Source organism: Streptomyces sp. ML-6 (assembly GCF_030116705.1).
In the GTDB taxonomy this organism is placed as follows: Bacteria; Actinomycetota; Actinomycetes; order Streptomycetales; family Streptomycetaceae; genus Streptomyces.
Window position 1 is genome coordinate 794,325 of record NZ_JAOTIK010000001.1, and the last position, 19,743, is coordinate 814,067.

The 19,743-nt window shown below is 71.8% G+C and carries 19 protein-coding genes and 1 riboswitch; of the genes, 12 read left to right on the forward strand and 7 right to left on the reverse strand.

Features of this window, described 5'->3' with window-relative positions:
• Positions 1 to 66: 66 nt before the first annotated feature.
• From OCT49_RS03415 to OCT49_RS03425, 3 genes are all read right to left on the reverse strand, one after another.
• Complete coding sequence (locus OCT49_RS03415; protein ID WP_283850417.1) at positions 67 to 1,434, reverse strand: MFS transporter; 1,368 nt, start codon at positions 1,432 to 1,434, stop codon at positions 67 to 69.
• A gap of 68 nt (positions 1,435 to 1,502) precedes the next feature.
• On the reverse strand, positions 1,503 to 2,294 hold the full coding sequence (locus OCT49_RS03420) for a 3-hydroxybutyrate dehydrogenase (RefSeq protein ID WP_283850418.1): 792 nt from the start codon (positions 2,292 to 2,294) through the stop codon (positions 1,503 to 1,505).
• A 228-nt stretch (positions 2,295 to 2,522) separates the two neighbouring features.
• Positions 2,523 to 3,971, reverse strand: coding sequence for a 3-hydroxybutyrate oligomer hydrolase family protein (locus tag OCT49_RS03425; protein ID WP_283850419.1), 1,449 nt, complete (start codon positions 3,969 to 3,971; stop codon positions 2,523 to 2,525).
• A gap of 391 nt (positions 3,972 to 4,362) precedes the next feature.
• Here OCT49_RS03425 and OCT49_RS03430 point away from each other — a divergent pair, with 391 nt between their 5' ends.
• The 5 genes from OCT49_RS03430 to OCT49_RS03450 all read left to right on the forward strand — a co-directional run bounded on the left by OCT49_RS03430 (position 4,363) and on the right by OCT49_RS03450 (position 9,563).
• Complete coding sequence (locus OCT49_RS03430) at positions 4,363 to 5,847, forward strand: extracellular catalytic domain type 1 short-chain-length polyhydroxyalkanoate depolymerase (RefSeq protein WP_283850420.1); 1,485 nt, start codon at positions 4,363 to 4,365, stop codon at positions 5,845 to 5,847.
• Positions 5,848 to 6,074: 227 nt separating this feature from the next.
• A complete protein-coding gene (locus OCT49_RS03435) occupies positions 6,075 to 6,851 on the forward strand; it encodes a CoA transferase subunit A (RefSeq protein ID WP_283850421.1) in 777 nt (258 codons plus the stop codon).
• 1 nt (position 6,852) lies between these two features.
• Positions 6,853 to 7,512: a CoA transferase subunit B gene (locus OCT49_RS03440; RefSeq protein ID WP_283850422.1), complete on the forward strand. Its 660-nt coding sequence runs from the start codon at positions 6,853 to 6,855 to the stop codon at positions 7,510 to 7,512.
• A gap of 217 nt (positions 7,513 to 7,729) precedes the next feature.
• A complete protein-coding gene (locus OCT49_RS03445; RefSeq protein WP_283850423.1) occupies positions 7,730 to 8,470 on the forward strand; it encodes a lysophospholipid acyltransferase family protein in 741 nt (246 codons plus the stop codon).
• A gap of 43 nt (positions 8,471 to 8,513) precedes the next feature.
• Positions 8,514 to 9,563, forward strand: a complete 1,050-nt coding sequence (locus tag OCT49_RS03450) for an NAD-dependent epimerase/dehydratase family protein (RefSeq protein ID WP_283850424.1) — start codon at positions 8,514 to 8,516, stop codon at positions 9,561 to 9,563.
• A gap of 63 nt (positions 9,564 to 9,626) precedes the next feature.
• Here OCT49_RS03450 and OCT49_RS03455 read toward each other — a convergent pair whose 3' ends face one another.
• A complete protein-coding gene (locus tag OCT49_RS03455; RefSeq protein ID WP_283855654.1) occupies positions 9,627 to 11,138 on the reverse strand; it encodes an alpha/beta hydrolase in 1,512 nt (503 codons plus the stop codon).
• Between the two features lie 648 nt (positions 11,139 to 11,786).
• Complete coding sequence (locus OCT49_RS03460) at positions 11,787 to 12,071, reverse strand: type II toxin-antitoxin system Phd/YefM family antitoxin (protein WP_283850425.1); 285 nt, start codon at positions 12,069 to 12,071, stop codon at positions 11,787 to 11,789.
• An 88-nt stretch (positions 12,072 to 12,159) separates the two neighbouring features.
• Here OCT49_RS03460 and OCT49_RS03465 point away from each other — a divergent pair, with 88 nt between their 5' ends.
• The 3 genes from OCT49_RS03465 (at position 12,160) to OCT49_RS03475 (ending at position 14,161) form a co-directional block, all read left to right on the forward strand.
• Positions 12,160 to 12,798, forward strand: a complete 639-nt coding sequence (locus OCT49_RS03465; protein WP_283850426.1) for an ATP-dependent Clp protease proteolytic subunit — start codon at positions 12,160 to 12,162, stop codon at positions 12,796 to 12,798.
• A gap of 7 nt (positions 12,799 to 12,805) precedes the next feature.
• Positions 12,806 to 13,114 (forward strand): hypothetical protein, encoded by a 309-nt coding sequence (locus OCT49_RS03470; RefSeq protein ID WP_283850427.1) that lies wholly within the window; start codon positions 12,806 to 12,808, stop codon positions 13,112 to 13,114.
• Positions 13,115 to 13,511: 397 nt separating this feature from the next.
• Positions 13,512 to 13,684, forward strand: a riboswitch (cyclic di-AMP (ydaO/yuaA leader).
• A 3-nt stretch (positions 13,685 to 13,687) separates the two neighbouring features.
• On the forward strand, positions 13,688 to 14,161 hold the full coding sequence (locus OCT49_RS03475) for a C40 family peptidase (RefSeq protein WP_283850428.1): 474 nt from the start codon (positions 13,688 to 13,690) through the stop codon (positions 14,159 to 14,161).
• Positions 14,162 to 14,246: 85 nt separating this feature from the next.
• On the opposite strand, the gene OCT49_RS03480 is transcribed toward OCT49_RS03475, so the two are convergent.
• Positions 14,247 to 14,678: an ATP-binding protein gene (locus OCT49_RS03480; RefSeq protein ID WP_283850429.1), complete on the reverse strand. Its 432-nt coding sequence runs from the start codon at positions 14,676 to 14,678 to the stop codon at positions 14,247 to 14,249.
• A 202-nt stretch (positions 14,679 to 14,880) separates the two neighbouring features.
• Here OCT49_RS03480 and OCT49_RS03485 point away from each other — a divergent pair, with 202 nt between their 5' ends.
• Together OCT49_RS03485 and OCT49_RS03490 are read left to right on the forward strand one after the other, a co-directional pair.
• The gene (locus tag OCT49_RS03485) at positions 14,881 to 15,741 is read left to right on the forward strand and encodes a helix-turn-helix domain-containing protein (protein WP_283850430.1); all 861 of its coding nucleotides are present in this window, start codon (positions 14,881 to 14,883) and stop codon (positions 15,739 to 15,741) included.
• Positions 15,742 to 15,765: 24 nt separating this feature from the next.
• Positions 15,766 to 15,972: a DUF397 domain-containing protein gene (locus OCT49_RS03490; RefSeq protein WP_283850431.1), complete on the forward strand. Its 207-nt coding sequence runs from the start codon at positions 15,766 to 15,768 to the stop codon at positions 15,970 to 15,972.
• On the opposite strand, the gene OCT49_RS03495 is transcribed toward OCT49_RS03490, so the two are convergent.
• A complete protein-coding gene (locus tag OCT49_RS03495) occupies positions 15,965 to 17,107 on the reverse strand; it encodes an 8-amino-7-oxononanoate synthase (protein WP_283850432.1) in 1,143 nt (380 codons plus the stop codon). The two genes, OCT49_RS03490 and OCT49_RS03495, sit on opposite strands and share 8 nt — an antisense overlap.
• 142 nt (positions 17,108 to 17,249) lie before the next feature.
• Between OCT49_RS03495 and bioB the strand changes: the two genes are divergently transcribed.
• Both bioB and OCT49_RS03505 read left to right on the forward strand, forming a co-directional pair.
• On the forward strand, positions 17,250 to 18,446 hold the full coding sequence (bioB, locus tag OCT49_RS03500; protein ID WP_283850433.1) for a biotin synthase BioB: 1,197 nt from the start codon (positions 17,250 to 17,252) through the stop codon (positions 18,444 to 18,446).
• A complete protein-coding gene (locus OCT49_RS03505; protein ID WP_283850434.1) occupies positions 18,439 to 19,743 on the forward strand; it encodes an adenosylmethionine--8-amino-7-oxononanoate transaminase in 1,305 nt (434 codons plus the stop codon). Before bioB ends, OCT49_RS03505 begins: the two co-directional genes overlap by 8 nt.

Below are 19,743 nucleotides of genomic sequence, written 5' to 3' on the forward strand. Positions count from 1 at the left end.
GTGCGGCCCGGTCCGCCGGACGGCTCCTGCCACCGGTGGACCGGGCGGTTCACGGACGGGGCGGGGTCACGCCGGGTCGCCCGCGGCGACCGGGGACCGCTTCACCGTCCGCTCCTCGTCCCGGCTGCGGGTGAGGTCGCGGCCGAGGGTCTCCCGGGTGACCGCCACGGTGACCGTGGTGACCACGGCCGCCGCGCAGAGGTAGAGGCTGACGGGCGTGGAGGAGCCGAATTCGCGGAGGAGTTCGACGGCGATGATCGGTGCGAGGGCCCCGGCGACGATGGAGGCGAGCTGGGAGCCCATGGAGGCGCCGGAGTAGCGGACCTTGGTGTCGAACATCTCGGAGATGAACGCGGCCTGCGGCCCGTACATCGCGCCGTGCAGCACCAGGCCGGCGGTGACGGCCAGGGTGATCACGGCGAACGACTCGGAGTCGACGAGGGCGAAGAAGGCGAACGCCCAGACGGCCATGCCCACGGAGCCGATCAGGGTGACCGGGCGGCGTCCGATCCGGTCGGACAGCGCGCCCCACGCCGGGATGGTGACGAAGTGGACGGCGGAGCCGATCAGGACGGCGTTGAGCGCGGTGCTCTTGGGCAGTTCCAGGTGCGTGGTGACGTACACGAGCACGAAGGAGGTCAGGATGTAGTACGAGATGTTCTCGCCGAAGCGGACCCCGATGGCCGAGAGGACCTCGCGCCAGCTGCGCCGGAACACCTGGACGACGGGGGCCTGTTCCTTGACCCCCCGGGCGGCTTCCGCCTCCGCCCTGGCCTGCGCCTCCAGGAACACCGGGGACTCCGAGACCGACACCCGGATCCACAGCCCGATCACCACGAGGAGCCCGGACAGCAGGAACGGGATGCGCCAGCCCCAGGACTGGAAGGCGGCTTCCGACTGGAACGAGGCCAGCAGCGCCAGGACCCCGGTGGCCAGGAGGTTCCCGCCCGGGGCGCCGCCCTGCGGCCAGGACGCCCAGAAACCGCGGTGCTTGTCCCCGCCGTGCTCGGAGACGATCAGCACGGCGCCGCCCCACTCGCCGCCCAGCGCGAAGCCCTGCACCAGCCGGAGCACGGTCAGCAGGATCGGCGCCCCGACACCGAGGGTCTCGTAGGTGGGCAGCAGGCCCATGGCGAAGGTCGAGCCGCCCATCATCAGGAGGCTGACGACCAGCAGTTTCTTGCGGCCGATCTTGTCGCCGAAGTGGCCGAAGACGATGCCGCCCAGCGGCCGGGCCAGGAATCCGATCGCGTAGGTGACGAAGGCGATCAGGGTACCCACCAGCGGGTCGGCGGAGGGGAAGAACAGCGTGTTGAACACCAGCGCGGCGGCCGAACCGTACAGGAAGAAGTCGTACCACTCGATGGTGGTGCCGATCAGGCTCGCGGCGACGATGCGGCCGATGCCGCCTCTCGGCCTGGGGGTGTCAGACATGGATTCACCGGGTTTCACGAGTGGGGACGGAAGGGCGTGGTGCGGGGTGGTACGGGACGGGAAGCGGTTCAGCCGGCGGTCCAGCCGCCGTCGAGCGGCAGGGACGCCCCGGTGAGGCAGCTCGTGTGGGGACCGCACAGCCACAGGACGGCGGCGGCGACCTCCTCGGCCTCCAGGAGCCGCTTGACCGGTGAGCGGGCCAGCATGACGTCGGAGAGCACGTCGTCCTCGCTGATGCCGTGCGCGGCGGCCTGGTCCCGGATCTGGCCCTCGACGAGCGGGGTGCGGACGTATCCGGGGTTGACGCAGTTGCTGGTGACGCCGTGGGGGGCGCCCTCGATCGCGGCGACCTTGCTCAGCCCCTCCAGGCCGTGCTTGGCCGCGACGTAGGCGGACTTGTAGGCACTGGCCCGCAGCCCGTGGACGCTGGAGATGTTGACGATCCGGCCCCAGCCCCGTCCGTACATGTGCGGCAGGACCCGTCGCATGAGCAGGAACGGGGCGGTGACCATCACCTTCTGGATCAGTTCGAAACGCTCCGGCGGGAACTCCGTGAGCGGGGCCACGTGCTGCAGACCGGCGTTGTTGACCAGGATGTCGACCTCGGTGGGGAGGAGGTCGACGGCGGCCCGGTCCGCGAGGTCGGCCACGTGGACCGGGCCGCCGGTGAGCTCCGCCACCGCACCGGCCGCCGCGGCGTCCCGGTCGACCACGTGCACGGTGGCTCCCGCCTGTGCCAGGGCGAGCACACAGGCCCGGCCGATGCCGCTGCCGCCGCCGGTCACGAGGGCCGTGCGTCCGTTCAGGTCGACCGCGGCGGGCGGCGGCAGCGGGGCCGGGGTGGGAAATGTGTTCGTCATGGCCGGAAACAGTAAGGAGCGCCCCGGGTTCGTCCCATGTGATGGACCGCTACAAAGCAATGGCCTTCGATGGGGCTCTCCGCCACAGTCCGGCCGGAGGCGGTGCGTGGCGGGGCGCCGTCCGTCGGTTCCGTCCTTCCCGCGGATCGGCCACAGCCGGAGCGACGACGGCCGGACCGCGAAGGGCGATCCGGCCGGGTCGGGACGGTGGCGGCGCGGTGGTGCCGGTCAGGTCCGGGGTGCGGGACGGCCGGTTCCCCGTCCGCCGAGGGAGCAGCTGTCGACGAGGGCCGCGGCGTCCGCCCCGGCGGGCCGGGCCACGGTCCGGGAGGCGGGGGGCCGCCGCCCCTCGGTGAGCCAGCCCTCCAGCGCGGTGAACGCCGAGCGGTGGCAGGGGGTCAGCGGCCGCAGCCGGTCCGGGAACGCGTCGAACAGGGAGTCGGTGTGGGTGCCGTCCTCGATGCGGTAGTAGCGGTGCAGGGAACCGCGGCCCGACTCCTTCACCATGCGGGCGTAGACGTCCGAGTCCCGGCTGATCGGCAGCAGGACGTCGAGGGTGCCGTGCACGGTGATCAGCGGTTTGCCGATGCGTCCGGTGAGCCCGATCTTCCGGACGGCCCGGCGCACCTCGTCGGGGCGCGCCGAGTAGTCGTAGTCGGCGTCACAGGCCGGTGTTCCCGGCGCGCAGTACGGGGTGCCCGCTTCGAGTGCCCCGTCGAAGTCCGGGTCGATCTCCTCGCGGTAGATGCGCTGCGTCAGGTCCCAGTAGACCTGGTGGTGGTACGGCCAGAGGAACTCCGAGCCCGCCGGGTAGCCGGCGGCGTGCAGGGCGTCCCGGGCCGCCCCGGCGCCCTCGCCCCCGGCCGCGTACACCGGGTAGTGGCGCATCGCCTCGGGCAGGAAGTCCAGCAGCGTGGGCCCGTCGGAGCGCCACAGCGTGCCTTCCCAGTCCACTCCCCCGTCGTAGAGTTCGGGGTGGTTCTCCAGCTGCCAGCGCACCAGGTAGCCGGCGTTCGACAGTCCGGTCACCAGGGTGCGGGCCGGGGGCCGGTGGTAGCGCTGGGCGACGGTGGCGCGGGCGGCCCTGGTGAGCTGGGTGAGCCGGTCGTTCCATTCGGCGATGGCGTCGCCCGGCGCCTTTCCGTCCCGGTGGAACGCGAGGCCGGTGTTGCCCTTGTCCGTGGCGGCGTAGGCGTAGCCGCGGGAGAGCACCCAGTCGGCGATGGCCCGGTCGTTGGCGTACTGCTCGCGGTTGCCGGGGGTGCCGGCCACGACGAGGCCGCCGTTCCACCTGTCGGGCAGCCGGATGACGAACTGGGCGTCGTGCTTCCAGCCGTGGTTGGTGTTGGTGGTGGAGGTGTCGGGGAAGTACCCGTCGATCTGCGTGCCGGGTACTCCGGTGGGCACGGGCAGGTCCTTCGGGGTCAGCCCGGCCCAGTCGGCCTCGTCGGTGTGTCCCGAGGCGACGGTGCCGGCCGTGGTCAACTCGTCGAGGCAGGCGGTCTGCTGGTGTTCGGCGCCGGGGACCCGCAGGTGTGCGGCGTTGGCGCAGCGGCCGTCGCGGTGACCGGTGTCGGCCGTCGCCGCGGAGGGGGTGAACGCGAGGGCGGCCAGGGCGAGTACGGCCGGGGCGCCCCGTTTCCAGAAGCGGGGCGGGGAGTCGGTGGAGCGGCGCATCGGGCTGCCTCCGGGGTCGTGTGGTGGGACGCGCGGAGGCTATGCCGCCCCTTCGGCCGGTTCCATGGGTCCGCGGACCACCGTCCGGCTCCCGGCGGTGGTGCGGGCCGCCACCCCGGGCCGTGCGGTGGGGCCGGGAGGGAGGGCGGATGACGCTCCGTCAGGAAACTGGGCAGGTGTACGGGCAGGGGGCGCCGCCCGGCACCGCCGCCCTACCTGCCTGTTCGGGGCGCGGCCATGGATGGCCGTCACACAGGGGGTCCGCCAAGCCTGGCTGCCGCGCCCATGCCGACCCGGGCGCGGGCGCCCAGATGATGGGCGCCACGCCGACGGGCGGCCCCGCCCGGTACCGGCCCGGAGAACGTACTCGTCGTCCCAGGAGGCAGTCCACATGCGACAGCCGAACTCCCCGCACCGCTCCGCGAGAAGCCGCCGCACGGGAGGTGTCCGCCGCCTGCTCGCGGTCGCGGCGGGCGCCCTGGTCCTCGCCGCGGGTCTGCTGACCGCCGCCCCGTCGGCGTCCGCCGCCGGCCTCACCGAGATCACCGGTTTCGGCACCGATCCCGGCAACCTCTCCATGTACGCGTACGCGCCCGACGGACTGCCGGCCAAAGCGCCCGTCGTGGTAGCCCTGCACGGCTGCACCCAGAGCGCGAACGACTACTACACCCACTCGGGCTGGCCGGAGTTCGCCGACCGGTACGGCTTCTCGCTGGTCTTCCCGCAGACCAGCGGCGCCAACAACGCCAACTCCTGCTTCAACTGGTTCGAACCGGGCGACAGCACGCGCGGGCGGGGCGAGGCGCTGTCGATCAAGCAGATGGTCGACGAGGCCGTCGCCCGGTACGACGGCGACCCCGCCCGGGTGTACATCACCGGCCTGTCGGCGGGCGGCGGCATGACCGCGAACATGCTCGCCGCGTACCCCGACGTCTTCGCGGCGGGGTCCATCGCCTCCGGTCTGCCGGCACACTGCGCGAACAGCGTGGCCGCGGCCTACACCTGCATGTACGCCCCGCCCGACAGGACCCCCGGCCAGTGGGGCGACCTCGTGCGGTCCGCCGCTCCCGCCGGGACCGCCTCCTGGCCCCGGGTGGCGATCTGGCAGGGCACCGCCGACACCACCGTCCGGCCCGCCAACGCCATCGAGCTGCGCGACCAGTGGACCGACGTGTGGGGCATCGGGCAGATCCCCTCCCGCACCGAGGAACTGCCCGGGGGCACCACGCTGAGCGTCTACGACGACGCCTCCGGCGCACCCGCGGTCGAGGTCTACTCGGTCGCGGGCATGGCCCACGGGCTCGCGGTCGACCCCGGCAGCGGCGCCGAGCAGTGCGGCACCGCCGCCACGTACTACCTCGACACCATCTGTTCCAGCTACCGCACCGCCCGGTTCTGGGGGCTGGACGGCGGCGGCGAGCCTCCCGGGACACTGCCGGCCCCCACCGGGGTGACCGTCACCGGGACCACCGACACCACCGCCGCCCTGAGCTGGAACGCGGTCACCGGCGCGGCCTCTTACAACATCCACCGCGACGGCACGAAGGTGGGCACCGCCACGTCGACCGGCTACACCGACACCGGTCTGGCCACCGGCACGGCGTACCGCTACACCGTGGCCGCGGTCGACTCCTCGGGCGCGCGGGGCGCGGCCTCCGCCCCGATAACCGCGACCACCACCGGGTTCAGGCCCACGTGTCACACGGCGGACAACTACGCGCACACGGTCGCCGGACGCGCCCGGCACAACGGCGGGTACACCTACGCCCTGGGGTCCGGCCAGCCCATGGGGCTGTGGAACACCTCCGTCACGCACACCCTCGAACAGACCTCGCCCGGCCACTACGTGATCGCCGACCCGGGCTGTCCCGCCTGACCCCCGCCCGCGGTCCCGGGCGGGTTCCGCACCGGGGCCGCGGGCGGAACCGCCGCCCCCGCCGCACCGCCGAAGGAGTGGGTGATCAACACCTGTTCCCCGGGTGAAGTGTGCCCGGCACCCATGGTCGTGCCCCTCGCGCCTTCTTAGGCTCACTGCCCGTCGGTTGTACTGGCACCGGCTCCGACCTGCGAGGTCGTCCCGGTTGCCCGAGGGAGAGGGACCGTATGGGTCTGGACAGGACAGTCGCGAGCGCGATGGAGGCGGTGGCCGACATCCCCGACGGGGCCTCGCTCGCCGTGGGCGGTTTCGGTCTGTGCGGCATACCGGGCACGCTGATCGACGCGCTCCGGCGTCGTGGGGTGGGCAACCTCCACATCGTCTCGAACAACTGCGGCGTCGACGACTGGGGGCTCGGGATCCTGCTCGCCGGCGGGCAGATCTCCCGGATGACGAGTTCGTACGTCGGGGAGAACAAGGAATTCGCCCGCCAGTACCTGAGCGGGGAGCTGGAGGTCGAACTCGTGCCGCAGGGAACGCTGGCGGAGCGGCTGCGGGCCGGTGGCGCCGGCATCCCCGCCTTCTACACCCCGGCGGGCGCCGGTACCCAGGTCGGCGAGGGCGGGCTGCCCTGGCGGCACGCCGCCGACGGATCGGTCGCCGTGGCCTCGCCCGCCAAGGAGACCAGGGAGTTCGACGGGCGCCCGTACCTGCTCGAACACGGCATCACCACCGACTTCGCGCTGGTCCGTGCCGAGGTCGGCGACCGGCACGGGAACCTCGTGTTCCATTCGTCCGCGCGCAACTTCAACCCCCTGGCCGCCATGGCGGGCCGGATCACCGTCGCCGAGGTGGACCGGCTCGTCGAACCCGGTGAGCTCGACCCGGACGAGATCCACCTCCCCGGTGTCTTCGTCCGGCGCGTGGTCCGGGTGGATCCCGGCGACCCCGCGGCCGAGCGGCGCGTCGAACGCCGTACCGTCCGGCGGGAAGGCGGTGTCTGACATGGCCCTCACCCGTGAGCAGATGGCGGCCCGGGCCGCCCGGGAACTGACCGACGGCAGCTACGTCAACCTCGGCATCGGCCTTCCCACCCTTGTCCCCAATCACCTGCCGCCCGGCATCGAGGTGGTCCTGCAGTCCGAGAACGGCATTCTGGGCGTGGGCCCGTACCCGGCCGAGGACGAGCTCGACGCCGACCTCATCAACGCCGGCAAGGAAACCGTCACCACTCTGCCCGGCGCGTCCTTCTTCGACTCCGCGCTGTCCTTCGGCATGATCCGCGGCGGCCACATCGACGCGGCCGTGCTGGGCGCCATGCAGGTCTCCGCCTCGGGCGACCTCGCCAACTGGATGATCCCCGGCAAGATGGTCAAGGGCATGGGCGGTGCCATGGACCTGGTGCACGGTGCGGGCCGGGTCATCGTCCTCATGGAGCACACCGCCAAGGACGGCAGTCCGAAGCTCGTGCCCGAATGCACCCTGCCGCTCACCGGCCGGGCCGTCGTGCAGCGGGTGATCACCGATCTCGCGGTCGTCGACGTCACCCCGGAGGGCTTCGTCCTGGCCGAGCTGGCTCCCGGCGTCACCGTCGACGAGGTCCGGGCCGCCACGGCGGCGGACCTGACCGTGCCGGCCGGTTTCGGCGCCGTACCGGTGCGCTGAGGGGGCTCTCTCCCCCACGCGCGCTCCTACCGGTCGCCGCCGGGCTCCGGACGGCCCCCTGGGCCACCGGACCGGCGGCGCCCCGGTGCCGCCGTCTGCTCGAACACGGTTGTCCGGGGCGGCAGTTGTACCGGGACCACCCTCCCGGGAGGCATGCACCGCCCTGGCAGAATGCAGCCCTGGAGCCGACCCGGCAGAGCTAGCTAGGAGCCGCCCTGTGTTCTACTACGTGCTCAAATACGTCGTCCTCGGACCACTTCTGCGGTTGTTCTTCCGCCCCAGGATCGAGGGCCTGGAGCACGTCCCCCAGGACGGCGCGGCCATCATCGCCGGCAACCACCTGTCGTTCTCCGACCACTTCCTGATGCCCGCGATGCTCGGACGGCGCATCACCTTCCTCGCCAAGGCGGAGTACTTCACCGGCCCGGGCTTGAAGGGACGGCTGACCGCAGCCTTCTTCCACAGCATCGGGCAGATCCCGGTGGACCGTTCGGGGAAGGAGGCGGGACAGGCCGCGATCCGGGAAGGGCTCGGGGTACTGGGCCGGGGCGAGCTGCTGGGCATCTATCCGGAGGGCACCCGTTCGCACGACGGCCGGCTCTACAAGGGCAAGGTGGGCGTGGCCGTCATGGCGATCAAGGCGCAGGTTCCGGTGGTGCCGTGCGCGATGGTGGGGACGTTCGAGATCCAGCCGCCCGGCCAGACCATCCCGCGCATCAAGCGGGTCACCATCCGCTTCGGCGAACCGCTGGACTTCTCCCGCTACGCGGGCCTGGAGAACCAGAAGGCGGCGGTCCGGGCGGTCACCGACGAGATCATGTACGCGATCCTGGGGCTTTCGGGACAGGAGTACGTCGACGAGTACGCGGCCAAGGTGAAGGCGGAGCAGGCCGAACAGGCCGGTCCGTCGGAAAAGTTCCCGAAACTGCGACGCCGACGGCGGATCCGCGCTCGGTGAACTCCGCTGTTCCGGGTCGCGGTCCCGGCCTAGCGTCCCTGCCATGACCAAGGGACACGCATGGGTTCTGGGAGCGACGGGACAGATCGGGCGGGTGGCCGTACGGGCGCTCGTCGAGGACGGCTGGGAGGTGACGGCCGCCTCGCTCGGCGGCGGCAGGGACGACCGGTGGGACGGTGCGGTGCGCACGGTCGCGCTCGACCGGAACGAGGAGGGGGCGCTCGCGGCGGCGCTGGGCGACGGCTGCGACGTACTGGTCGACATGGTGGCGCAGGGCGCGGACCACGCCGGGCAGTTGGCCGGACTCGCCGACCGGATCGGTTCGGCGGTGGTCATCTCCAGCGGTGCGGTGTACGAGGACGACCGGGGCCGCAGCTTCGACACGCAGGGCGAGCCCGACGGTGCCCCGTGCTACCCCGTGCCGATCCCGGAGTCGCAGCGCACCGTGGAGCCTGGTGACGCGACGTACGGGACGCGGAAGGTGCGGCTGGAACGGGATCTGCTGGCGGCCGGTGAGGCGCTGCCGGTGACATTGTTGCGGGCCGGGGCGATCCACGGGCCGTACTGCCGCACGCCGCGCGAGCTGTACTTCGTGAAGCGGCTGCTGGACGGCCGGACGCGCCGGGTGCTCGCCTTCGACGGGCGGTCGCGCTTCCACCCGGTCCATGTGTCCAACCTGGCGGAGCTGATCCGGCTCGCCGCCCTGCGGCCCGGTTCGCGGGTGCTCAACGCCGGGGATCCGCAGGCGCCGACGGTCGCCGAGATCGGTGCGGCGATCGACGCGGTGCTCGGCCGGAGCACCGAGACGGTGCTGATGGCGGGCGCGCCCGGGGAGGGCTTCGTCGGCTCGACGCCGTGGACTTCCGCCCACCCCATCGTGTACGACATGACGGCCGCCGAGCGGGAACTCGGGTACCGGCCGGTGACGGATTACGTGGAGTCGTTGCCGGAGACGGTCGAGTGGCTCGCCGCGCGGCTGGCGGAGGGGGACTGGACGGAGGTGTTCCCCGAGATGCTGCGGGCCTACGGCAGGGAGCTGTTCGATTACGCGGCGGAGGACGCCTGGCTGGAGGCGTACGACCGGAAGGCGTGAGGAGGGGCGCGGGGCGCGGGCGGCCGATGGTCCGTGGCCGCCCGCGCCGGTGTCCGCGGTCCGTTACGGCTTCGGCGTGGCGTGCGGGGCGCACGTCACGTCGCGGCGGTCGGTCCGACCCGTGAGCAGGTAGGTGTCCACCCGCTCGTTGACGCAGGGGTTGGTGATGCCGGTGACACCGTGCGAACCGGCGTCCCGCTCGGTGATGAGCCGCGAGCCCTTGAAGCGCCGGTGCAGTTCGACGGCGCCCTCGTACGGGGTGGCGGCGTCCCGCTCGGACTGGACGATCAGCACCGGCGGCAGGCCCTTGCGGGTCTTCACGTTCAGCGGGGTCTGCTGCTTGGCCCCCCAGGTGGCACAGGGCAGGTTCATCCAGGCGTTGGCCCAGGTCATGAACGGGTAGTCCTTGTGCAGCCGGGTGTTGTCACGGTCCCAGGTGCGCCAGTCGGTGGGCCACTTGGCGTCCGCGCACTCGACCGCGGTGTACACGGCGTTGCCGTTCTCGGAGGAGATGTTCCCCGCGATGTCCGACATGTCCGGGCCGGCGGCGTCGATCAGGGCCTGGGTGTTTCCGCTCCGGTAGTCGCTCCAGGTACGGGCGGTGGAGACCCAGGCGGAGTCGTAGTAGGGCGCCCGCTGGAAGAAGCCGATGAGTTCGGCGGGGCCGACGACGCCGCCGATCGGGTTCTTCTTGGCCTCGGCGCGCAGCTTCAGCCATTCCTGCTCGACCTTCTCGGGGGTGTCGCCGATGTGGAAGTCGGCGTCGTTCCGGGCGACCCAGGCCTTCCAGTCGTCCCAGCGCTTCTGGAAGGCGATGTCCTGGTTGAGGTTGGCCCGGTACCAGATGTTGTCCTTCGCCGGGTTGACGACGCTGTCGACGACCATGCGGCGGACGTGGTCCGGGAAGAGCGTGCCGTAGACCGCGCCCAGGTAGGTGCCGTAGGAGACGCCCAGGAAGTTGAGCTTCTTCTCGCCGAGCGCGGCGCGGATGACGTCCATGTCGCGGGCGGTGTTGGGGGTGGTCATGTGCGGCAGCATGTCGCCGCTGCGTTCGGCACAGCCGGCCGCGTACTCGGCGGCGAGCTTGCGCTGGGCGCGCTTGTCGGCCTCGGAGTCGGGCACGGGGTCGGCCTTGGGGGCGCTGACGTACTCCTGCGGGTCGACGCAGGAGATGGGCGCGGAGTGGCCGACGCCCCGCGGGTCGAAGCCCACGAAGTCGTAGGCCTTCGCGGCGTTCGCCCAGATCGGATTCTTGGTGACGACGCGCTTGGGGAACGCCATGCCCGACCCGCCGGGGCCGCCCGGGTTGTAGAGCAGCGCCCCCTGCCGCTCGTCGGGGGTGCCGGTGCTGACGTGCCGGTCGACGGCTATTCGGATCTTCTTGCCGTCGGGCCTGGCGTAGTCGAGCGGCACGGTCACCCAGCCGCACTGGATGGGTGCGGCGATGCCCCAGTCGGCCGGGCAGTCCTTCCAGTCGATGCCTGCCCTGGCTGCCCGTGCCGCGGCGAGCTCGACGCCACGTGCCTCCGAACCACGGTGGTGACGGTTCTCGGCGGTTGCCGCGGGCGTGGACATCACGCTCGCCACGAGTGTGCCCGCGATCAGGGCGCCGGCCGGGCCGAGCACTGCGGTGCGTCTCAAGTGGAACCCCCATCGGATCCGAAGCGCCCCCGGTGGCGGCGCGGTTCATTCGGGACCTTTCGCGGATCCTGTCGCCTGTGAGGTTCCTGAGAACAGATCACCCGTCCACTTCTTTATCGAATCGATAACCGGACACCGGTGTCCCGCTGACCGGTGCTCAGCCCCCGGGCGCTCCGTGCGCGTCCGGTTCCCCGTCGTACGTGTTCAGCGCCTCGTCCAGGAGCCGCAGTCCGCGTGCCCGGCGTTCCGGGCCCCGTCGGCGGCCTTGTGGATGAGCAGGCGTTCCTGCCCGGGCGGGGTCAGTCGCACGCTTCCTTCCCCTCGTCCCGGGCCGGCCCCGGGCACAGCGGGGCACCGGCCGCACCCAACAGGCCGTTGAATGCCGTACGGGTGTCCCGCTACGGGTGTCCTGCGACGAGGTGGTGCACCTCGGGGCCGAAGTCTTCCAGTGCGTTGCCGGCCCTTTGCCGGTCCATGGTCGTGCGACCGGCGCGCAGGCCATGGCGCACGAGCCGAGGCGAGGCGAGGCGCCGCTCCGGCACCGCGGGCCGGGGAAGCGACGAGCCGCCCCCGCCGTGACCCTCAGCTGCCCGGCCCTCGGTGCCGGGTGTGTTCCGCCGCGATGCCGAAGCGCTGCCGTTCGCCGGGAGCGGACGGCGGGGAGCCGATCGAGGAGACGGAACTGATCGCCCGCTCCTCGGCCGCCGCCTCGTCGTTCTCGAGTCGTTCCAGGTCAGCGGCCGAGACCAGCGCCACCAACGGCTTGCCGTGCCGGGTCACGACCACACGTTCGCCGCCGTAGACGACGCGGTTGATCAGTTCGGCGAGCTCAGCCCGTGCTTGCGTCACCGGAATCTCATAGGCCATGCTCCCATCATAACCTTCTGTACGTCCTGTACATTTTTTACAGACACATGTACAGGTCACCGTGCAGACCCGGAAGAGAGGCGTCGCCATGCCGTTCCGCCCCACCGCCCGCCATGTGCTGCCCGAGTTCACCGAGCGCACCAGCAGCGGGACCCGCACCCTCGACCCGTACTCCAAGCTGCTCTCCGAGCGGATCGTCTTCCTCGGCACCCCGGTCGACGATGCCGCCGCCTCCGATCTGATCGCCCAGTTCATGTACCTGGAGCACGACGCCCCGGACCGGCCCGTCTCGCTCTACATCAACTCCCCCGGGGGCTCGTTCGGGGCCATGTCGGCGATCTACGACACGATGCAGTACCTCAGCTGCGAGGTGGAGACCTACTGCCTCGGCCAGGCCGGCTCCTGCGCGGCGGCACTGCTCGCCGCGGGCGCCCCCGGCCGCCGCCACGCACTGCCGGGGGCCCGGGTGGTGGTGCAGCAGCCCGCACTCCCCGAGCCCCTGCGGGGCCAGCCGTCCGACCTGGAGATCGAGGCGCGGGAGCTGGAACGGGTCCGGGGAATGCTCATCGACCTGTTGGCCCGTCACACCGGCCGCGACGCCGGACACATCGCCACCGACATCGAGCGCGACCTGGTCCTCGACGCGGCGGGGGCCAAGGCGTACGGCCTGGTCGACCACATCATGACGAGCCGCAGGGCGTCGCTCCCTCCGCACGGCGCGCGGTGAACGCCCGATGCAGCCGCCCGACTTCCCGCCGCTCCCCGCACTGACCCGCGCCGAGGGGGAGTTCATCGACCGCTACCTCGAAGTCCTCGACCAGCTGGGCCGGATCAACCCGGCCCGGGGCAGCGACACCTACGGGGCGTTGCGCGCCGCGCAGGCACTGGTCTCACGGGCCGGCGACCTGCGGGACGCGCTGGCGCTGATGCACGAGCGCGGGGAGGCCCGGATCCATGCCGCCACCCTGGCCCGGGCACTGCGCGTGCTGGACGGGGAGCGGCGGGCCGGGCGCGTCACCGTACCGCCCGCTCCGGCGAGTTGACCGGCGCCCGCCCCTTCGTGACCGCCGGAGGGTGCGCAACTCCCCCGCTCCGGAGCGCGGCGGGCGTCACCCAACTCCCGTACTCGACACGCCCGGAGCGCATGGCGAAATTCCTCGCTCGTTCGGCGTAGGAAGTCCCTCGCGCGAGGGACTTTCCAACTTGCGTTTTCCGCGTGACCAGTGGGCGGAATCAACTGTTCCGCCCCTGGTACGGGACCGGGCCGAATATCCCGAACAGCCATCGGAATCGCCACGTCCACTCGAACGGGTCAGTCGTGAGGAGCCTCACATATCCCTGTTTCGGCTCGGAAATCCGGCAGTGAGTGCGTCAAGATCCCTGGGACGACAAGCCCCCGCCACCGCGGCGGGGCGGTCCGGGCGGACGCCGAGTCCTGCCGCCGCCCGGATGCCTGGTCGACGGAAGTGGATCGGCAGGAGTGGAGGACCCGAGCACAACGGGTCGGCCGGAACATCGGTCGTCCCTCGGGGTGAAGCCGCCGAAAGCGGCCGGGCAACTTCGCCAGCCCGAACCCGACAGGTCATCCTTCACAGGCGGCTGACGAAGGGTTGCGCATGACTGCGCAGGTTCATGTCCCGTCTCTGATCGCCCGGGCCGGTACGGCCTCGGTTCTGACGCTCGCCGCCGTCGGCGGCACCGTGCTCGCCCCGGGTGCCACCACGGAGGCCCAGGCAGCGACCCGCTCGATGAAGGCACTCAGCATCGCCGCGTCGAAGAAGGGTTCGCCCTACCGCTGGGGAGCCGCCGGCCCCCACCGTTTCGACTGCTCCGGCCTGACGCTCTACTCGTTCAAGAAGGCGGGCAAGAAGCTACCCCGCACGGCCCAGCAGCAGTACAACAAGACCCGTCACATCTCGGCCTCGAACCGGCAACGTGGCGACCTGGTCTTCTTCCACTCCGGCCGCAGCGTCTACCACGTGGGGATCTACGCCGGGAAGGGAAAGATCTGGCACTCGCCGAGGACCGGCGCGGTGGTCCGGCTGGAGAAGATCTGGACGAGGAGCGTCTACTACGGGCGGGTCCGTTGAGGCACGCCCAGCGGCCCGGGACCGCCTTCCGCGGGCCGTGCCCCGGACGGGCGGTGGCGGCGTCCACCGCCCGTCCGGCCCCTCCTCAGGCGTGCACGGGACCGGGCCACGGGAGCACGATCCATACCGTCTTGCCGCCGGCGGCGGTGGGGGTGACCGCGAGCCGTCCTCCGTATTCCTTGGCCAGGGTCCGGATGATGACCATGCCTCGTCCGTTGTCCTGCTGGACGGCCGCTGGCAGTCGCCGGGGCCACCGGGGATGACTGTCCGTCACCCCCAGCGACAGTTGTTCCTCCCGGTCCAGCCGGAGGTCCACCGTGAAGGTGGGCGACTGCCCGAAGGTGTGCTGAACGGCGTTGGTCGCGAGTTCCGAGACGATGAGCCGGATGCCGTCGGCGAATTCGGTGTCGGCGGTCAGGCCCCATTCGGTGAGCACCATGGCCACGTACTTCCGGGCCGCCGCGACCGAGACCGGCTCGCTCGGCAGAGTGACGCTTGCTTCCTGATGATCCGCCATGGCAAGCCGCCCCTTTCCCACCCGGACCGACCGGCTGTCGCTCCGGGTCGTGCTTCGCGCCAGATTGCCACCGATGCTGCCCTCTGCAACGGTGATCCACCAAGATATGCATATATCTGTCGCTCGATGCGGTGAACCCCCTCACGCGAAACCGTGCGCGGGCGACAATGTCCGTCCGGCGGGCGAGGGAGGGAGGCCGTGGATGCGGCACGGTCCTGCGGTACGGCGTCGCAAGCTCGGGGAGGAGCTCCGGAGCCTGCGCCACACATCGGGGCTGACCAGCCGGGACGCCGCGCGGATACTCGGCTGGCACCAGTCGAAGGTCAGTCGGATCGAGACCGGTGTCAGCGGGGTGCGGCCGGCCGATGTGACCCGGCTGCTGGACGCCTACGGCGTGGACGACACGCAGTTGCGGGATCTCCTGGCGACCCTGGCGGGTTCGGCCGGCGGGGGCGGCACCGGGTGGTGGCACGCCTATCGCGGCCTGATCCCGCCCCAGTACCGCGATTTCATCAGTCTGGAGTCCCAGGCGCGGACCGCGCGCACCCTGGAGACCTCGGTGGTGCCGGGGCTCCTTCAGACGGCCGACTACGCGCGTGCGGTGACCCGGGCTTCGCTGGACGGACTGCCCGCCGCCCGGCTGGACTCACTGGTGGAGGTGCGCCTCGCCCGGCAGGGGGTGCTGAGCAGCGATCCGCCGTTGCGGCTGAGCGCGGTGCTCGACGAGGCGGTCCTGCGGCGGGAGGTCGGTGGGCGCCGGGTGATGAGGGATCAGTTGCGTCATCTGGCCCGGGTGGCCCAACTCCCCCATGTGCAACTCCAGTTGCTTCCGTTCTCGGTCGGTGGCTACGCCGGCCTCACCGGCCCTTTCGTTATTTTCTCCTTTCCGAACACTTCTGATCTCGACGTGATTGTTCTTGACCATTTGACGAGTAGCCTCTACCTGGAGCGGAAAGAAGACCTTGAGGCGTACGGCTCGGCCTTCCGCACCATGCAGGCACACGCGCTGTCGCCCGAGCACTCGTTGGACCTCATCGCCGCGATCGACCGCGGCGACCGGTGACTTCGGACCGCCCGAGAGGACGTCATGTCGGATTGCCTCGCACAACACGACTTACGGTGGCGGCGCAGCAGCCGCAGCACGGGTATGAACAACTGTGTGGAAGCCGCTCCGTTCACGGACGGGCGGCTGGTCGTACGGGACTCCAAGGACGTGTCCAGGCCACCGCTGCAATTCTCCGCGGTGGCCTGGACCTCTTTCGTCTCCGATCTGTGCCGGGATCCGTTCAGCTGACGGGGGCGGTCCGCCGCACGGTCGCCACGGCCGTGTCGATCTGCTCCTCGGTCAGGTCGGCGCGCGCGGTCAGCCGCAGCCGGGACACCCCGTCCGGCACCGACGGCGGCCGGAAGCAGCCCACGAGGACCCCGGCGGCACGGCAGTCGGCCGCCCAGCGCACGGCGGTCTCCGCCGACGGGGCCCGCACCGACACCACCGCGGCGTCGGGGCGCACGGCGGTCAGACCGGCCGCCGTCAGCCGCTCGTACAGGGCGGTGGCGACCTCGCGGGCCCGGCCGGCGCGCTCCGGTTCCCGGCGCAGCAGCCGCAGGCCGCCCAGCGCGGCGCCCGCCGCGGCCGGTGCGAGGCCGGTGTCGAAGATGAACGTACGGGCCGTGTTGACCAGGTGCTCGATGACCCGGGCGGGGCCGAGGACGGCTCCGCCCTGGCTGCCGAGGGACTTGGAGAGGGTGAGCGTGGCGACGATCCCCGTGCCGCCCGCGAGACCGGCGGCGGCGAGCGCGCCTCGGCCGCCTTCCCCCAGTACGCCCAGTCCGTGCGCGTCGTCGACGAGCAGCGCGGCGCCCTCCGCGCGGCAGACGTCGGCCAGGCCGGGCAGCGGTGCCGCGTCGCCGTCGACGGAGAAGACCGAGTCGGTGACGGCCAGCGCCCTGCCGTCGTGCGCCCGCAGTTCCTTGCGCACGGCGTCGGGGTCGGCGTGTGTGACCACGGCGGTCTCGGCGCGGGAGAGCCGGCAGCCGTCCACGATCGAGGCGTGGTTGCCCGCGTCGGAGACGATCAGCGAACCGCGTCCGGTGAGCGCCGTGACGGCCGCGAGGTTGGCCGCGTAGCCCGACGACAGCACCAGGGCCGCTTCGAAACCGCAGAAATCGGCCAGTTCACGTTCCAGTTCGGCATGCAGTGCGGTGGAGCCGGTGACAAGTCTGGATCCGGTCGCGCCCGCACCCCACCGGTGTGCGGCCTCGGCCGCGGCGGCGGTGACCTCGGGGTGTCGCGTCAGCCCCAGATAGTCGTTGCTCGCGAGGTCCAGGAGGCCGGACCCGGCGGACCGGGGGCGGAGCGTGCGGACGAGCCCGGCGTCCGCGCGGCGGCGCGCCTCGTCGTCGATCCAGTCGAACGGGTCGAGGGGCATGAGCGATCCCTTTTGTAGGCAGCTCACAGACCCTAACCGCGGGCGCCACAGGTCATGGTGTGGCAATACACACACCCTCGACAGGCTCTGTTGTCCGGTTCCTCCTTGGCTGCGGGCCGTGCGGTAGGCCAGGATCAACGCCATGGACCTCCTGAACACGCTGGTGGACAAGGGGCTGCGGCGCGAGCTGCCGACCCGCGAAGAAGCACTCGCCGTACTGGCGACGCCGGACGACGACCTGCTCGAAGTGGTGGCCGCGGCCGGAAAGGTGCGCCGTCAGTGGTTCGGGCGGCGCGTGAAACTCAACTATCTGGTCAACCTCAAGTCCGGTCTGTGCCCCGAGGACTGCTCGTACTGCTCGCAGCGGCTCGGTTCGAAGGCCGGCATCCTCAAGTACACCTGGCTGAAACCCGACGAGGCGTCCAAGGCCGCCGCCGCGGGCGTGGCCGGCGGTGCCAAGCGGGTGTGTCTGGTGGCGAGCGGTCGCGGTCCGACGGACCGTGACGTCGACCGGGTGTCGGAGACCATCGAGGCGATCAAGGAACAGAACGAGGGCGTCGAGGTGTGCGCCTGTCTCGGTCTGCTCTCCGACGGGCAGGCCGAGCGGCTGCGCTCGGCGGGCGCCGACGCGTACAACCACAACCTCAACACGTCCGAGGGGACGTACGGGGAGATCACCACCACCCACACCTATGCCGACCGGGTGGAGACCGTGCAGCAGGCGCAGGCCGCCGGGCTGTCGGCGTGTTCCGGGCTGATCGCCGGTATGGGTGAGAGCGACGCCGATCTGGTCGATGTCGTCTTCTCGCTGCGCGAGCTGGACCCGGACTCGGTGCCGGTGAACTTCCTGATCCCGTTCGAGGGGACGCCGCTGGCCAGGGAGTGGAACCTCACCCCGCAGCGCTGCCTGCGCATCCTGGCGATGGTCCGGTTCGTCTGCCCGGACGTGGAGGTACGGCTCGCGGGCGGGCGCGAGGTGCATCTGCGCTCGATGCAGCCGCTCGCCCTGCACCTGGTCAACTCGATCTTCCTGGGCGACTACCTCACCAGCGAGGGGCAGGCGGGCCAGGCGGACCTGGACATGATCGCGGACGCCGGTTTCGAGGTGGAGGGGACGGACACGACGACGCTGCCCGCGCACCGTGCGGAGCCCGGCGGCGGTTGCGGTTCGCACGGGGGCGGCTGCGCGCCGTGCGGCGACGCGCCCGGGGAGAGCGCGGGCGCGGAGGCCGGGACCGCAAAGGGCCCGGCCGCTGCCCCGGAGACGCCGGCCGCGCGCACGGACCTGGTGGCGGTCCGCCGTCGCGGCGCGGGGACGGATCTCGCCCCCAATGCGTGAGTCCCTCTCCCCGGCCGAGCTGCGCGCCCTGGACCGGGCCCACGTCTGGCATCCGTACGGCCCGATGCCGGGCCGGCAGGAACCGCTGGTCGTGGAGTCCGCGTCCGGGGTGCGGCTGCGGCTGGCCGAACCGGTCCACGGGCAGCGCGAGTTGGTGGACGGCATGTCGTCCTGGTGGTCGGCGGTGCACGGCTACAACCACCCGGTGCTCAACGAGGCGGCCCGCGGCCAGCTGGACCGGATGAGCCATGTGATGTTCGGCGGGCTGACCCACGAGCCCGCCGTGCGACTGGCCACCCGGCTGGTCGAGATCACCCCGGAGCCGCTGCGGCACGTGTTTCTGGCCGACTCCGGGTCGGTCTCCGTCGAGGTCGCGGTGAAGATGTGCCTGCAGTACTGGCGCTCGGCCGGGCGACCGGCCAAGCAGCGGCTGCTGACCTGGCGGGGCGGCTACCACGGGGACACCTGGCAGCCGATGTCGGTGTGCGACCCGGAGGGCGGGATGCACGAGCTGTGGTCGGGCGTCCTGCCCCGGCAGGTCTTCGCCGACGCGCCCCCGGCCGGTTTCGAGGCGGAACCGGACGCCGCGTACGCACGGCACCTGCGGGAGCTGATCGCCGAGCACGCCGACCGGCTGGCCGCGGTGATCGTGGAGCCGGTGGTGCAGGGCGCGGGCGGAATGCGGTTCCACTCCCCCGCGTACCTGCGGGTGCTCCGCGAGGCGTGCGACGCCCATGACGTCCTGCTGGTGTTCGACGAGATCGCCACGGGTTTCGGCCGCACGGGCGAGCTGTTCGCCGCCGGGCACGCGGGGGTGTCGCCCGATGTCATGTGCGTGGGCAAGGCCCTGACCGGCGGCTATCTGACGATGGCGGCGACGCTGTGCACCTCCCGGGTGGCGGAGGGCATCTCGCGCGGCGAGGTGCCGGTGCTCGCGCACGGCCCGACGTTCATGGGCAACCCGCTCGCCTCCGCCGTGGCCTGCGCCTCCGTCGACCTGCTGCTCGGCCGGGACTGGCGGCGGGAGGTGGAGCGGATCGGCACGGGGCTGCGGGACGGCCTCGCCCCGGCGGCGGAACTGCCGGGGGTGCGGGACGTACGGGTGCTGGGCGCGATCGGCGTCGTACAGCTGGACCACGAGGTGGACATGGCGGCCGCGACCCGGGCGGCGGTGCGGGAGGGCGTGTGGCTGCGGCCGTTCCGCGACCTCGTCTACACGATGCCGCCGTACGTGACCGACGACGAGGACGTGGCGCGGATCTGCCGTGCCGTGGGCGCGGCTGCGCGGGAGGGCTGA

Bases quoted from the DNA above. Each gene is read 5' to 3' on its own strand.
- OCT49_RS03505 (WP_283850434.1), top strand. From the start codon at position 18,439: ATGCGTGAGTCCCTCTCCCCGGCCGAGCTGCGCGCCCTGGACCGGGCC.
- OCT49_RS03455 (WP_283855654.1), bottom strand. From the start codon at position 11,138: ATGTCCACGCCCGCGGCAACCGCCGAGAACCGTCACCACCGTGGTTCG.
- OCT49_RS03420 (WP_283850418.1), bottom strand. From the start codon at position 2,294: ATGACGAACACATTTCCCACCCCGGCCCCGCTGCCGCCGCCCGCCGCG.
- OCT49_RS03450 (WP_283850424.1), top strand. From the start codon at position 8,514: ATGACCAAGGGACACGCATGGGTTCTGGGAGCGACGGGACAGATCGGG.
- OCT49_RS03415 (WP_283850417.1), bottom strand. From the start codon at position 1,434: ATGTCTGACACCCCCAGGCCGAGAGGCGGCATCGGCCGCATCGTCGCC.
- OCT49_RS03470 (WP_283850427.1), top strand. From the start codon at position 12,806: ATGCAGCCGCCCGACTTCCCGCCGCTCCCCGCACTGACCCGCGCCGAG.
- OCT49_RS03480 (WP_283850429.1), bottom strand. From the start codon at position 14,678: ATGGCGGATCATCAGGAAGCAAGCGTCACTCTGCCGAGCGAGCCGGTC.
- OCT49_RS03460 (WP_283850425.1), bottom strand. From the start codon at position 12,071: ATGGCCTATGAGATTCCGGTGACGCAAGCACGGGCTGAGCTCGCCGAA.
- OCT49_RS03425 (WP_283850419.1), bottom strand. From the start codon at position 3,971: ATGCGCCGCTCCACCGACTCCCCGCCCCGCTTCTGGAAACGGGGCGCC.
- OCT49_RS03485 (WP_283850430.1), top strand. From the start codon at position 14,881: ATGCGGCACGGTCCTGCGGTACGGCGTCGCAAGCTCGGGGAGGAGCTC.
- OCT49_RS03490 (WP_283850431.1), top strand. From the start codon at position 15,766: ATGTCGGATTGCCTCGCACAACACGACTTACGGTGGCGGCGCAGCAGC.
- OCT49_RS03430 (WP_283850420.1), top strand. From the start codon at position 4,363: ATGCGACAGCCGAACTCCCCGCACCGCTCCGCGAGAAGCCGCCGCACG.
- OCT49_RS03495 (WP_283850432.1), bottom strand. From the start codon at position 17,107: ATGCCCCTCGACCCGTTCGACTGGATCGACGACGAGGCGCGCCGCCGC.
- OCT49_RS03440 (WP_283850422.1), top strand. From the start codon at position 6,853: ATGGCCCTCACCCGTGAGCAGATGGCGGCCCGGGCCGCCCGGGAACTG.
- OCT49_RS03465 (WP_283850426.1), top strand. From the start codon at position 12,160: ATGCCGTTCCGCCCCACCGCCCGCCATGTGCTGCCCGAGTTCACCGAG.
- bioB (WP_283850433.1), top strand. From the start codon at position 17,250: ATGGACCTCCTGAACACGCTGGTGGACAAGGGGCTGCGGCGCGAGCTG.
- OCT49_RS03475 (WP_283850428.1), top strand. From the start codon at position 13,688: ATGACTGCGCAGGTTCATGTCCCGTCTCTGATCGCCCGGGCCGGTACG.
- OCT49_RS03435 (WP_283850421.1), top strand. From the start codon at position 6,075: ATGGGTCTGGACAGGACAGTCGCGAGCGCGATGGAGGCGGTGGCCGAC.